Source organism: Wolbachia endosymbiont of Anopheles demeilloni, from assembly GCF_018491735.2.
Taxonomy (GTDB): domain Bacteria; phylum Pseudomonadota; class Alphaproteobacteria; order Rickettsiales; family Anaplasmataceae; genus Wolbachia.
In genome coordinates this window covers 187,275-201,524 of the sequence record NZ_CP084694.1, presented here as the reverse complement: position 1 = coordinate 201,524, position 14,250 = coordinate 187,275, and the positions used below count along the sequence as shown (strand labels likewise).

At 33.6% G+C, this 14,250-nt stretch carries 10 protein-coding genes; 3 read left to right on the top strand and 7 right to left on the bottom strand.

Features of this window, described 5'->3' with window-relative positions; translation table 11 throughout:
• Positions 1-55 precede the first annotated feature (55 nt).
• Positions 56-2,323 (top strand): hypothetical protein, encoded by a 2,268-nt coding sequence (locus JSQ73_RS01050; protein WP_214250114.1) that lies wholly within the window; start codon positions 56-58, stop codon positions 2,321-2,323.
• Here the strand turns inward: JSQ73_RS01050 and JSQ73_RS01045 are convergent.
• Positions 2,312-3,559: a CCA tRNA nucleotidyltransferase gene (locus JSQ73_RS01045; RefSeq protein WP_214250113.1), complete on the bottom strand. Its 1,248-nt coding sequence runs from the start codon at positions 3,557-3,559 to the stop codon at positions 2,312-2,314. The two genes, JSQ73_RS01050 and JSQ73_RS01045, sit on opposite strands and share 12 nt — an antisense overlap.
• Positions 3,560-3,899: 340 nt before the next feature.
• A complete protein-coding gene (gene typA / locus JSQ73_RS01040; RefSeq protein ID WP_214250112.1) occupies positions 3,900-5,729 on the bottom strand; it encodes a translational GTPase TypA in 1,830 nt (609 codons plus the stop codon).
• A gap of 226 nt (positions 5,730-5,955) precedes the next feature.
• On the opposite strand from typA, the gene gltX reads away from it, so the two are divergent.
• A complete protein-coding gene (gene gltX, locus JSQ73_RS01035; RefSeq protein ID WP_214250111.1) occupies positions 5,956-7,305 on the top strand; it encodes a glutamate--tRNA ligase in 1,350 nt (449 codons plus the stop codon).
• Between the two features lie 207 nt (positions 7,306-7,512).
• On the opposite strand, the gene holA is transcribed toward gltX, so the two are convergent.
• From holA to JSQ73_RS01010, 5 genes are all read right to left on the bottom strand, one after another.
• Positions 7,513-8,532, bottom strand: coding sequence for a DNA polymerase III subunit delta (holA, locus tag JSQ73_RS01030; RefSeq protein ID WP_214250110.1), 1,020 nt, complete (start codon positions 8,530-8,532; stop codon positions 7,513-7,515).
• A gap of 5 nt (positions 8,533-8,537) precedes the next feature.
• A complete protein-coding gene (locus JSQ73_RS01025) occupies positions 8,538-8,723 on the bottom strand; it encodes a hypothetical protein (RefSeq protein WP_214250109.1) in 186 nt (61 codons plus the stop codon).
• Between the two features lie 122 nt (positions 8,724-8,845).
• Entirely contained in the window at positions 8,846-9,655 is an 810-nt protein-coding gene (locus JSQ73_RS01020) for a metal ABC transporter permease (protein WP_214250108.1), read from the bottom strand.
• Entirely contained in the window at positions 9,649-9,996 is a 348-nt protein-coding gene (locus JSQ73_RS01015) for an Mth938-like domain-containing protein (RefSeq protein WP_214250107.1), read from the bottom strand. Before JSQ73_RS01015 ends, JSQ73_RS01020 begins: the two co-directional genes overlap by 7 nt.
• Positions 9,997-9,999: 3 nt before the next feature.
• Positions 10,000-10,866: a 4-(cytidine 5'-diphospho)-2-C-methyl-D-erythritol kinase gene (locus JSQ73_RS01010; protein ID WP_214250106.1), complete on the bottom strand. Its 867-nt coding sequence runs from the start codon at positions 10,864-10,866 to the stop codon at positions 10,000-10,002.
• Positions 10,867-10,940: 74 nt separating this feature from the next.
• Here JSQ73_RS01010 and JSQ73_RS01005 point away from each other — a divergent pair, with 74 nt between their 5' ends.
• Positions 10,941-14,210, top strand: coding sequence for a UvrD-helicase domain-containing protein (locus tag JSQ73_RS01005; protein WP_214250105.1), 3,270 nt, complete (start codon positions 10,941-10,943; stop codon positions 14,208-14,210).
• The last annotated feature ends 40 nt before the right edge of the window (positions 14,211-14,250 follow it).

The window sequence follows — 14,250 nt, the reverse complement described above, 5'->3', positions numbered from 1 at the left end:
TTTAATAATTGTATTAATATATATAACTTTAATACTTTGAAAATTAGGTAATTTTATGCCGAATGCTAACAATAAGGTTAATTACGAACCTAGTATTAAACAAAAGGAAAAAAAATACAGCTTATCCACTGTGCTTGCTTGGCTATATCTAAAAACAATCGGACGAATATTGCCAGGGAGATGGAATAAATGGGCAGAGAATATCCTACACCACAATCAAGTTATTTTGGTTAATGGAGTGCAGACTGATAATCTTTTCAATTCTGACAGAGAAAAGGAATTGAAGGATGAAAATGAGAAATTACAAGAAAAATTGAAAGAAATGAATGAACTTACAGAACAAGTAAAATCATTAGGAGAGGAAAAAGAAATATTTGCTAAATTTTTTGCAGCACAAGCACAGCAGATTGAAGACTTAGAATTAGAAAATGAAGAGTTAAAGTCTAAATTTGCAGGACTTAAAAAGAACTATAGTGAATTGGTAGAAATTGCACAAAAAAGAGGAGAAGAATTTTTAGCACAGTTGAAGAAAAAGTCTGAGGAGATATTACATTTGCAGAAAGAATTAATTGAGTGCAGCAAAGAATTTGCAAATAAAACAGAAATGCTCTCAGTAAGGGTAGAAGAAAAAGATGGGAAAATAGGTAATTTAACGAAATTAAATAAAGTATTAGAACAAAAGAAAAAGGAAATGGAGACTAAAAATAGCGAACAACAGCACATCATACTTGATCAAGAGGAAAAAATAGAAAAACAAGGCGCTTTAATTACTTCACTTACTGATAAAAATAAAGACATAAATGAAACTGTGAAGGAAGATAATGAAAGCCTAAGAGCGCAAAACACAGATTTAGAAAGTAAAGTTAGTCAGTTAAAAAACGAATCTGATACTCAAATAAAGCAATTAGAAAATCAACTTAAGGAGAAACAAGCAGAATTCACACAAGCTGAGGAAAAAATACTAAATTTAGAAAAAAAATTGGAAAGTGCTCAGCAACAATTAGTGCAAAAAAATACTGATCTAACAAATCAATTACAAGATTTAAGTAGTAAACTACATGATGCTGAAATAAAGAAAAAAGAATTAGAAGATGAAGTTAACGAATTGAAAGAAAAAGCTAAGGGAAAAGATGCTGAAGTAGAGAATCTTAAACAACAATTAGAGAAAGAAAAAGATGAATTAAAAGATTCAAGTAGTAAACTAAATGCTACTGAAATAGAGAAAAAAGAATTAGAAGGTGAAGTTAAAGAATTGAAAGAAAAATTACAGATATTAGAAAAAAATAGTGCTGAAATAGAAAAACAAAAGGCCGATTTAGAGAAAAAATTAGAGTTTTCACAAGGGGAGAATAAAAAGTTGCAAGAACAAGTTGAACATCTGAGTACAGAACAAGAAAAAGCGAAAAGTGTTGCAGTATTATCTATTACGGATAGTACAAAAACACTTAATGAAAATTTGACATTAAAAAATCAACAGATTGAAAGTTCAATAGCTGAAGGTAGACAACAAAAGTTAAAAAATGAGCAAAAAGATGCTGGTAAAAAGTCAGAAGGTATTAATAAAAAAACTAAAGCACAAGCAAAAACTAAAGAGGTAGATAAAGTTAGTACAGTATCTATTGCAAAATCAACTACTTATTCTATAATTTCAAAGAGTTTATCTAAGCTTCGCGGGAATGAGGATCTCAAGAACTTTTTATCTAAGAAAAATGAGGAGTTAAAAAAAAGTTTTCCTGAATTTAAAGAAAAACACTTTTGCCATAACGTGCTTAAGGAAACTATACAATCTCTAGTATATCAAAATGATTATAAATTTAAAAGTGATAAGTTACTTGCACTGTTGGAAGAGAATTTGGTTAAATCTGGAAAAGCGATCATAGAAACTAAGGTTAACAAAGTTGTTGAAGAACTTGCTAAAGATTTTGTTAAAAAACATGATCTCAAACAGGTAATTTTTGTTGAGAGGTGCGCAAAAAACTTGTACTTAAATGAAGAAGATATTCAAGAAATAATAGGTTCTTTCACATGCTTTTTGGCTAACAGAAATGATAGCAATAATGACTCAGTCAAAAAATTTGTTGTGCAAAAGTTAACGGAAGCTGAAATGAAATGTTTTTCAGGTAAGGTTCAAGAACTAGCATCAAGTATAAGAGATACATTTTTATCCACAGATGAGAAAATGTTCATTAAAATTCCAGGAAAAAACAATGAATATCGACTCACAAAAAAAGCTAAAGAAGAATACAAATTAACACTCCTATTAACACCTAATTCTTCCATGAGTCACACTACTACATCAAACATTCAGGGATTAGCTAGATAAATAGAGTAGGCTCTTAGCATAAAGTATCAGCTCCTCCTTTGTTAAAGTGTAGGAGCTGTCTTCCCAGTGTTGTCGTAGCAATTCTAAGTTTCTACCTAAACTTTTTCCTGATTGGTGACCTATGATTATTAAATCATCCCCAGATAAAGGAAATTTTGGAATACTGAATATATGAGCAAATGAAATATACTCATCAACATTTGTTCCAGACTCAATACCACAAATCCTTATCAAGTCACAATATAATTCCTTACCAAATAAAGATATGTATTTCTTTTGCTCTTTTTCTGAAAGCTCTGTTTTGATATTGTTTGATAATAAAAATAATATTTTTTTCTTTTGCTTATTTGAAAGACGTAAAAACTTGCTCACTTCTTCCCCAAGACTCGCTCTATCTTCAGCAGTCCTAATAAGCAACGCTAATTTTGTTAGTGCATCGATTGGATTCAAGCTGGGATCTAGGAAAGGCGTATGGACATACGCTGAGGGTTTTGTAGGAGGTTTAGTGTTGATAAGAAGTGGTGAAGATAAAATTTCGCATTTTACTTCTTTTGGAATAATTTTTTGTAAAACATCAGATTTTTGCATGCTCTTAAGTGTTGGAGCAGGATCATTGAATTCCAAGAGTTTAAATATTTCTTCTCTTATTCTCTCTCCAGAGAGGTTTTGAATCATGTGTGAATGCTTTTTGCACACATCCAATATTTCATCACTTAAATCTCCTATGCATATTTTAGCGTGAAAACGAAATGCTCTTAAAATACGTAGATAGTCTTCCTTAATCCTATCTTCAGCGTTACCTATAAAATTTAACTTTCGTGCTTTTAAGTCCTGAATGCCACCAAAGTAGTCGTATATATAGCCATGCTTGTCTGCATAAAGAGCATTAAACGTAAAGTCGCGCCTTGAAGCATCAGCTTGCCAATCATTAGTAAACTCTACCTTCGCATGTCTACCGTCACACTTCATATCATGCCTTAGCGTTGTAATCTCAAAGGACCTCTTGTGTAAAATTGCAGTGATAGTTCCATGTTTCAGACCAGTTGGAATACTCTTTATATTGCAAAGCTTGAGCACTTTAATTGTTTGATTAGGCAGCAGATTAGTAGCAAGATCAATGTCGTGAATTTCACGCTGCAAAATTGAATCTCTAACACATCCACCAACAAGCCTTGCCTCACCACCAAATTTCTCTATTGCCTCAATAATTATACTAACTTCGTGATTAATTTTCATATATATCATATTATACAAAATGCAAAATTTTCGCAAAAAGCCTCATATAAAAATATATAGGCAGGAGAGTGGTAAAATAAGAGGGTAAAGTGATAGAGTAAATAGTAAGTCTACAACAAATCCAGTGCCTAGAAACTTATAAGCATAAAAGTAATGTTAAAATACAATGTTTTCGATGATTATAAAAAATCTGGATGCCAGTGTCAGCTACTTGCATGACACCTTTGTAGCCTTCTCTTGTCATCTCAGTACCTGCTCAAGTAACTGACACTGATTCCCTTTATGATGGTGTTATCCGAGTAGCTGACACTGGCATCCAGATTTTTATCAGGAACGTTGATTACTCTTTATTCTTCGCCCTTCCTGCACGTTTACGTTCATTTGGATCGAGGAACTTCTTACGCAAACGTATAGATTTTGGAGTTACTTCTACCAATTCATCATCGTCTATATATGCTATCATATCCTCCAGTGTCATTATTTTTGGTGGAGTAAGCTTTATAGCTTCATCGCTACCTGAAGCTCTTACATTTGTTAATTGCTTACCTTTAAGTACATTTATTTCTAAATCATTGTCACGACTATGCTGACCGACAATCATACCACAATATACCTTATCTTGTGGCTTAACAAACATAATTCCCCTATCTTGCAGATTGAAAATTGCATACGCTACTGCTTCGCCTTTGTCTGTTGAAATTAAAACCCCATTACGCCTTCCGGAATTTGAACCTTTATGTGGAGCATAACTGTGAAATAAACGGTTGATTATACCAGTGCCGCGAGAATCAGTTAAAAATTCTCCTTGATAGCCAATTAATCCCCTTGATGGCACTAAAAATGTCAACCTAGTTCTGCCACTACCAGAAGGTCTCATGTCAGTTACTTCACCTTTTCGAAAGCTAAGTTTTTCCATGATGATTCCACTATACTCATCATCTACATCAATTACTACCTCCTCTATAGGTTCAAGTTTTTTGCCATCTTTTTCTTTAAACAGCACTCGAGGCCGTGAAACTGAAAGTTCAAAACCTTCCCTTCTCATATTTTCAATCAGTACCCCAAGCTGCAACTCACCACGTCCACCTACTTCAAATGCTTCACCACTTGGAGCCAAAGTTACAGTAATTGCAACGTTTGTTTCTGCTTCTGCATATAAACGATCTTTTATAACAGTTGAGGTAAGTTTTGTTCCCTCTTGCCCAGCAAAAGGTGAGTCATTAACGCTTATAGTAACCGCCATTGTTGGCGGGTCAACTGGAGTTGAGCTGATCGCAGTTGTAACTTCTGGTGCTGCTATAGTGTCTGAAGCTGAAGCTTTCTCAAGTCCTGCAATGGCAATGATATCACCAGCTACAGCTTGCTCTACTGGAACGCGTTTTAAGCCAGAAAATGAGAGTAACTTAGTTAATCTCCCTCGCTCAACCACTTGATCATCAAGATCAATTACCTTAAGATCTGAGTTAACTTGCGCAGTTCCTTGGTAGATCTTTCCTGTCAATATTCTGCCAAGAAATTTATCAGATTCAAGTAAAGTAACTAGCATAGCAAAAGGTGCATTTTGATCATAAACAGAAGGTTTTATGTAATCTATCACCGTTAAAAATAATGGGCTTAAATCTTTTCTTTCATCAGATAGCTCCTTAGCACACCAACCATTTCTACCTGAAGCATAGAGTACTGGAAAATCTAATTGCTCGTTGGTTGCATCAAGGTTAAAAAATAACTCATATATTTCATTTAGTACTTCATCAATTCTGCTGTCTGGTCGATCAACCTTATTGATTATCACAATCGGTTTTAAATTTGCCTTTAGTGCTTTTGACAACACAAACTTAGTCTGTGGCATTGGACCTTCTGCAGCATCAACCAGTAGTAATACACCATCTGCCATGCAGAGCACCCTTTCCACTTCTCCACCAAAATCCGCATGTCCTGGTGTATCAATGATATTGATTTTCTCACCACCCCACATTATTGACGTACATTTTGCAAGTATTGTAATCCCACGTTCACGTTCTTGATCACCATTATCCATCACTCGTTCTTGAACTTCTTGATTCTCACGAAACGTGCCACTTTGTTTTAACATGTTATCAAGTAAAGTAGTTTTTCCGTGGTCAACGTGTGCAATTATTGCAATATTGCGGATTGATTTAAATTCACTCATTTCTTATCATTTCAAATTTAATTTAATAACAAGTATACGTATAATATATTTAGAGTAAATAACTAAAGCCGTGCTTTCAGAGTATTTTAGGCAGATCATGGAACTCTAACAGAAAAGGTTTCATGTTCGCTGTACTTTGTAGCAACTAACACCAAGACAAAAAAGAAGAATCTTGCTTTAGCAGTACATTTATATACAATTAAAATAAACTAAAGTAATCATTTAAATGCTAACAAGATTCGCTCCAAGCCCAACTGGCTACCTACATGTAGGAAACATACGCACTGCACTCATTTGTTGGATGTACACACGTAATCAAAATGGAAAATTTTTACTACGTTTTGATGATACTGATCTTGAGCGTTCAGATATCAAATATGTAGATAATATCATAGAAGACCTAAAATGGATTGGCATAAATTGGAATTCAAGTTTTAAGCAATCAGAGCGTTTTGAGCGCTATAACGAGGTGTTCTTACAGTTAATGAAAGAAGGTCATATTTATGCATGTTATGAAACAAGAGAAGAATTAGACACTAAACGAAAATTGCAATTAAAACAAGGTCTTCCCCCTATTTACAATAAAGGTGCGTTGCTTTTAACTGAGCAAGAGAAAATTCGTTATGAGCAAGAAGGACGAAAACCACATTTCAGATTTAAATTGGATAGAAATAAAACTGTAAAATGGAATGATGAAGTTAAGGGCGAAATAAATATTGCAACAATTCATATCAGCGATCCTGTAGTAAAAAGAGAAGATGGAATTTATACGTACATGCTACCTTCTGTTATTGATGACATTGACTTTAATGTAACCCATGTTGTACGTGGGGAAGATCATTTAACTAATACCGCAGTTCAGATTCAAATGATTCAAGCATTAAAAGCGAAAATTCCTATCTTTGCTCACCTTCCTCTACTACATTTTGATGATAGCAAAATATCGAAACAGAAAGGCGGGCTGGATATTAAGTCCATAAGAGAAGATGAGATTGAACCAATGGCACTAATTAGCTATTTAGTAAAACTTGGAACATCTGATCCAATAGAAGCTTATATTGATATGAAGCCTTTAATTGACTCATTTGATATCAAAAAATTTAGCTCAGCATCTTTACAATTTAGCTTGAGTGAAATGTATAAGCTAAATAGCAAAGTGCTGCAACAAATGCCATTTGAAATGGTGAAAGATCGTTTAAGTCAAATTGGTTCAGAGTTTTGGTATTTTATAAGAAACAACATAAACAGGTTTTCTGAGGCGGCCAAATGGTGGCAAGTATGTAAATACAATATAGAGCCTGTGGTTATTAATAAAGAATTTATAAAAATAGCGCTAAGCACATTACCTCAAGGTGATTGTAATGAAAATACGTTATCAGAATGGGTTAAAAATATTCGACAGACAGTTGATATAAAGGCAAAAGATCTATTTATGCAGTTGCGCCTCGCTTTAACAGGAACAGAAACAGGTCCAGAACTCGCTAAATTATTAATTTTTATCGATAGAGAGAGGATTGTTGCAAGGTTAGAAGAAGATCATACAAAAGGTTTAAATGCACCGAATGTATTTGAATGACACCAATAAGCATTGTTCAGGAAATGTGAAAATATTAGATTTCTTGTCATTCCAGTTTCTGCTCCTGTCATTCCAGTGCTTGACACTGGAATCTATAATCTTGCCAAAACGTTGTATTTTAAAATAACTTCTATACATATCCCATATTTCTGGATCCCAGTGTCAGCTACTTTCATGAAAACATTTAGTTGTTTTTTCTCGTCTACCTTATTTTACTACTCTGCTGAACGAATAACACCAATAGTTAATCTCATGCTGAAAGATCATTTTATGGTCCAAGTCAGTTCTTTTACAGGTCACTTCCAAGCTCATCAAATTTTCTAAGATCTTCTTAAGTTCTGAAAGTTGCAAACTTTTCAAATGAGATTTAAAACTCTGCAATTGTTTGAAGAACAATGGAGGACTCAGCTGGTCAATTGCAGCTTGTTCATTCATTCCATTTTGTATTAACAGCAAAACGCTTTCTAGCCGTAGAAAATAATTTGATATAATACGGATTAATGCTATCGGTGAAAAATTCTCTTGTAATATCAATACATCGGAAATTTTGATGAATTGTCCCATGTCTTTACTCACTATTGCAGAGCACAGATTATCAAGTGTAACATAATCATTGCCGGAGGTTGAAAAGCATAGATCTATATCAGCAAGTTTAAGATCTTTTCTTTTTCCTAGATATAAAATTAATTTTTCAAGCTCTGAATATATAGGCAGTTTGCTATGATTAAAATAAGACTGCAAGTGGTAGATTATCTCACTTGTGTACTCTATATCATTTTGTTTCAAGTAACTTGATACAATATCACAAAGATTACTACCGCTGTCCTTATAGAAGGTAATGACACCGAAAATTTTTGAGCTTTCCATATAACTTTTAATTGCAGAATTATATGTAAGATCATTTGCGATCATTACTATATAATGATCGCCTACACTATTATCCAATATGTCCTTTAGCTCTTTAGATATGCTCCCACTTACATTTATTAGCTTAACTAACCTTTTTTTAGTAAACATCGAAATGTTTGCCAACTCGGAAAATAACAAGCCAGGCGACTTATTCACTACTGCAAAATCCATCACCTGAACTGAATACTCATTCAAGTTGGCAATTATTTCCTGTACAAAAATATCGACCTTACTATTGTCACTCCCATGAATTAACACACCGCTTAAAGTATCAGGTTTCTCGAGGAATTTTTTAACTTTAGATGGCGTGATTCTCATGCCATCTATATTATATTATCACTACTTGGTGGTACATCATTTGATTGCACATCAGTTTCCAACAATTCTGAGCTTTCTTGATTTGCTGTATTCTGCATATCATCTGACACTTCTTTCTTTCCTGTAACATAATTACAAATTTTTTTTATAGGCTTCCCTACATATCTAGAAAAAAATCCTTCTTCGTCCATATCTCTTATTCCATAAAATTAACAATTTGCTATTAGCACATAAAAACAACGTAGCAAAAACTACTTTACGCTCAGATAGTTACACTCATTTATTAATGAATTATGAACGTCCAAGACCAAGGTTAAATCGATTTACTTAACACTAACCTTATAAAATAAGAAATGATTAAATATACAGCTGCAATCAGTATAATTGCAGGTCCAGTTAATAAGTCAAAACTTGCAGATAATATCAAACCTGATACTCCAGAAATCACAGAAAAAACTGTTGCAACAATAATCATTTGCATTGGAGTTTTTGAAATGAGTCTTGCTGATGCAGCAGGTATTAACAAAAATGCAGCAATGAGTAATATTCCTATTAATTGAGCAGAAATTGCAATAAAAATAGCGAGTATAATCAAAAATTCTAGCCTAACAAAATTAATATTTACTTTCTCAACTGTTGCCAAATCTTGATTAATCGAAATCATCAGCCAATAGCGCCATCTAAATATTAATATCAAAGTAACTATTACGGAGGTTAGAAAAATTGATATTATATTACTTTGGTCAATCATTAATATGTCACCAAAAAGTGAGCTAATAATACTATTATTACCTGATGGAAGAAAAGACATAAGTATTAAACTCGATGATAAAACTACATTGGTAACTATGTTCAATATCGTATCAGCAGAGTATAATTTATTAAAATTAAGAGAAAGTAGTATAGCAAACATAATTGCAATGAGCATTATACTTACCGATGGGCTGATATTAAAGATCAAAGCAAGTGCAATACCAAGCAATGAAGAATGGGACAAACTATCACCCAAATACGATAACCTTTGCCATATCATAAATGACCCTAGAGCTCCTGTGACTAGGCTAATCATAATTACCGAAATTAGACTGTTTATAAAAAAACTCTGTGTAAATATCTCTAACATGCTATCAGATAACTGACAACAAATCTATCTTCAGATATTAAAACGTTATGGGTTCTGCATGCAGAACTCGTCGTCATAAATTCAAAATTTAAATTCTTTTGCTCCATAAGATAAGACTTCATTGAACAATCGCGTATCTTACCAGTACCTATTATCAAAATCTCTATTTCCTCTGTTAAAAAAGATTTAAAATACTCCTTGTTATTTATATCACTTTCTTTCAATTTAATCACCTTTTCAGGAAAAATTATAATTGAGCCATGATATTCTTGATTATTTACCCAAAATCTTTCTTCCCTGTAACCATCTATAAGATTTTTCTTCTTGGAAATTAAGGGCATAAATCAAACCATTAATTCCGTGTTGCACACCCACCATTCTGGATATTCCTTTTTGATATTTGCCGCTGCAGCTTTTGCACTTTCTTCACTATCAAACATTCCAAAACACCCTAAACCACTACCTGACATACGAGAAAGTATAGAGCCTTCTTGTGACTCTAGTGTTGATATTACATTCTGAATTTCAGGTACAAGACTTATTGCTGCTTCTTGCAGGTCATTTTTTGTCTCTTTAAGAAGCTCTAACAAATTCTCCTCAGTGTTATCACTCCACTTAATTGGCTGAGAGAAATCCTCTTTATACTTGGAAAATACTTCTGATGTATTCAAAAACTTTTTTTTCGGTTTCACAAGTACCAGACTTGTGGGTAAAGAGCATTGTTTAATGGGGCATAATTCCTCACCAACACCTCTGACAAAAACTGACTTACTATCTATACTTGCAGGCACATCAGCACCAACGCTTAAAGCTATATCATTTAAAATTTGCCTATCAATGTTCCAAATCTCTCCCAGCATGCGTATCACAGCTCCAGCATCTGAGGAACCACTACCAAATCCCGCAGCAATTGGTACATTTTTTACAACCTTCACAGTGACTTTAGTGCGTACAGGAGCATGCTTAAGCAGTAGACTCACTGCTTTCGTTATAGTATTATATCGATAATTTATTCTAAACTCAGAATTTACAAATTCAACTGTAGAGTTATCATATCTAAAGTTTTTTTCTCCTACTTTTATCTCTAAAAAATTAGAAAATTTAGCAAAGATAACCAAACTTTCAATTAAATGATACCCTCTTTCTTCTCTATTTATAATATGTAAAAAAAGATTGATCTTTGCAGGAGCCTTTACACAAAAACTTTCCATCTGTATATCTTCACTAACACTATCTTATTTACTATACTTGAAATGCCACTTCAGTCAAATTTTATACACTCCTAATGAGATCAAACGCCATAAATCCTAACTTCTCTGTATGGGTAAGTGCATCAGCTGGTACAGGTAAAACAAAGATCTTAATAGATAGAGTATTAAGACTTCTATTAGAGAATAAGAGAAATATTCTCTGCTTAACATTTACCAATGCTGCAGCAAATGAAATGGAGGATCGCATTTACAGTACACTTAGTAAGTGGGCAATATGTCCAGAGGATATATTGGTTGCAGATTTAGAACAATTAGCCCAGTGTGTGACCAGAGAAAATAAAGATTATTTAACAAGAGCAAGAAGGCTTTTTTCTGAATTGGAAAATCTTGGTCTTAATATTCAAACTATACACGCCTTTTGTTACAAATTAATCTCCAGCTTTCCTACAGAAGCTGGTATCGCTCCAAATTGTGCGTTGAGCGAATGTAAAGAATTGCATTCCATCGTATTTGAAAAAACGCTTCATAATGAAACTGTGCAGGACGATATAAATATCATTGCAGCTGAAATTGATGAAAACAAGCTGAGTGATTTGCTCTATACCTTATGTATAAAGAGATCAGCTCTAGAAAATAATTTAGAGTATATCAAAGATAAACTAAGTGCCCCAGATAAGATTCACGATTTACAGAGTGAAACGATTGAGCAGATAAAAAGATTAGCTAAAATATTAAGTGATGGCAGCAAAAGAGATCAGAGTTACAGTGCGATACTTTATGATTGGTGTAATAGCACAAAATCGTCCGTACCAAATGTTGTCATCCCAGTGCTTGACACTGAGATCCAGAAAAAAAGAAATATGGATCTCAGTGTCAAGCACTGGGATGACAACAAGATAGAGAACTTAGCTAAAGTATTTCTCAAATCAGAATCGTACAAAAAAAAGAGCATATCATCCATTATAACAAAGGGTGCTTTGGAAAAATTTGAAGACGTAGAGCAAATGATAGAAAGCATTCAAAATGCATTGTTTACCCATTTAAAGGATATAAATTCTTATCAAATATTCAGAAGAACCAGTAGTTTACTTAGTATATTTAAAGTATATGTTGATCTATATAATAATGAAAAATCAAAGAATGCACTGCTTGATTATGATGATATCATCAATTTAGCAACAAATCTCCTTAGCAATCCAGGCTATAAAGATTGGATATTGTTTAATCTAGATCAAAAAATAGACCACATTCTTGTTGACGAGGCACAAGACAATAGTATCAGTCAGTGGAAAATTATAACAAATCTCTGCAATGAATTTTTTACCGGTGGTGACGAAAAGAGAACTTTATTCTTTGTTGGCGATGTAAAACAATCAATTTACAGATTTCAAGGAGCAAATCCCTATCTATTTAATTACATGCAGCAATATTTTCACACGAAAACCGGTGGCAGAGATTGGGTATCATGTCAACTTGAAAAGTCATTTCGCTCAACTCCAGAAGTTTTGATGCTTGTAGACAGAATATTTAACAATTTTCGTGAAGAAATATCTTTCAATGATAACAAGATAAAACATATTCCATATAGAGAAAACGATCAAGGATACATTGAAATTTGGCCGTTACTGCCAAGGTATAAAGAGGAAGAGCAGAAAGCCTTACAAATTCATTTAATACAGAGGAAAGATTATGTAGTAACAGATCGATTACTTGCTCAGGCAATAGCCAAAAGAATTCACAATTGGTTAAACGAAGGGCGTATTTTAGTCGCCAAAGATCGTCACATAGAACCAAGGGATATTATGATTTTGGTACGGCAACGAAATGCGCTAGTTGACTACATAATAAGTGAACTAAAAAAAGTAAATGTACCAGTTATAGGCCGAGATTATTTTAGAATTATGGATTACATAGCTGTGCAGGACTTAATAGCTTTAGCTGAATTTTTGCTCCTCCAGGCAAATGATCTTGCTCTTGCAAATGTTTTAAAATCACCGCTATTTAACTTCACTGAGGATGATTTATTCAATATTGCATACGATCGTAAAGAACAGTCGTTGTGGGAAAAATTTCAAGATTATCAGGAGATTATCTCTAATGAATTAAACTATCTAATTAATTTATCTCAGACAGAATCCCCCCTTACACTATTCACGCATATATTGCGCACAGGCAAGAAGAAATTTGCTGCAAGGCTAGGTCTTGAGTGCTGCGAGATTCTAGACGAATTTATGAACCTCGTATTGCAATTTGAGTACCCATCTCTTCAAGCATTTGTTCAGTGGATCAAAGAAAATAATCCTGAGATTAAAAACGATATGCAATCAGACCTCAATGCTGTACGAATAATGACAATTCATAAATCAAAAGGTCTACAAGCTCCAATAGTGTTTTTAGTTGACACAAATACAGTACCAAGAAACAGCGAGAATATTTTGTTTGATGCAACGGAAGCACCGTTTTGGTGTGGCAAAAATAGTAATGCTTATTGTAATCAAGTAAAAAGAGAGAAAAAACTAGAGGATTATAACGAATATTTGCGTTTGCTGTACGTGGCACTTACGCGTGCTGAAGATGAGTTATACCTTTTAGGCAAAGAGCCAGTGCAAAAGGGCTCTTGGTATGATCTAGTTATTCAATATGGAGCATTATATGAGAGGAAAAAACTATACTTACAGCCGATATTTAAAGAAAAAGTTGAAGTGCTATGCATGAATGCAAACTACCCTTCTATTTATAAAAAACGTGATTATTTTGATGTTCCAGTGATTTCACCTCCATCAAACCTATCAATGTCATTGCAGCACGTGACGCTGGAACCTGGAGAAAAAAAGCCAGTGTCAAGCACTGGGATGACAGATGAGAATGCTGGAATGACAAAAAGGAGCATTGGGACGACAGACAGCTATGCAAGAGGCTTAATAATTCACAGTATATTGCAATATATGCCCAAGATAGAGAAAGACAGGAGAAAAAATTGGATTAGGAAATATCTTGATAGCATAAACACTAGTGAAGATAAGGATGAAATTTACAGCAAAATATTAACCTTTAATGAAAAATATGATTACCTGTTCGACTTGGAGGGCAAATCAGAAATTCCACTTAGTGGAACAATTGACGGAAAACCAGTATTAGTGCGGCTAGACAGACTGTGCATAACAGAAGACAAAGCAATCATAATTGACTATAAATCACACCATAACGTTTCTATTTCCTCATCAAATGAAATAAAAAAGCAAATGTTGATCTATAAAACCTTAGTGCAAGAAGTCTACCCAGATAAGCAGGTAGAGTGCTTGGTTATTTGGATGGAAGATTTAACCTTACAATCTTTGATCTAAACTCAAATGTTCGTATAGTAGCTACTTGCATTTGTTGTAA

What these genes read in the sequence shown, in the direction of transcription:
- JSQ73_RS01050 (WP_214250114.1), top strand. Translation starts at nt 56, where the DNA reads ATGCCGAATGCTAACAATAAGGTTAATTACGAACCTAGTATTAAACAA.
- JSQ73_RS01045 (WP_214250113.1), bottom strand. Translation starts at nt 3,559, where the DNA reads ATGAAAATTAATCACGAAGTTAGTATAATTATTGAGGCAATAGAGAAA.
- typA (WP_214250112.1), bottom strand. Translation starts at nt 5,729, where the DNA reads ATGAGTGAATTTAAATCAATCCGCAATATTGCAATAATTGCACACGTT.
- gltX (WP_214250111.1), top strand. Translation starts at nt 5,956, where the DNA reads ATGCTAACAAGATTCGCTCCAAGCCCAACTGGCTACCTACATGTAGGA.
- holA (WP_214250110.1), bottom strand. Translation starts at nt 8,532, where the DNA reads ATGAGAATCACGCCATCTAAAGTTAAAAAATTCCTCGAGAAACCTGAT.
- JSQ73_RS01025 (WP_214250109.1), bottom strand. Translation starts at nt 8,723, where the DNA reads ATGGACGAAGAAGGATTTTTTTCTAGATATGTAGGGAAGCCTATAAAA.
- JSQ73_RS01020 (WP_214250108.1), bottom strand. Translation starts at nt 9,655, where the DNA reads ATGTTAGAGATATTTACACAGAGTTTTTTTATAAACAGTCTAATTTCG.
- JSQ73_RS01015 (WP_214250107.1), bottom strand. Translation starts at nt 9,996, where the DNA reads ATGCCCTTAATTTCCAAGAAGAAAAATCTTATAGATGGTTACAGGGAA.
- JSQ73_RS01010 (WP_214250106.1), bottom strand. Translation starts at nt 10,866, where the DNA reads ATGGAAAGTTTTTGTGTAAAGGCTCCTGCAAAGATCAATCTTTTTTTA.
- JSQ73_RS01005 (WP_214250105.1), top strand. Translation starts at nt 10,941, where the DNA reads ATGAGATCAAACGCCATAAATCCTAACTTCTCTGTATGGGTAAGTGCA.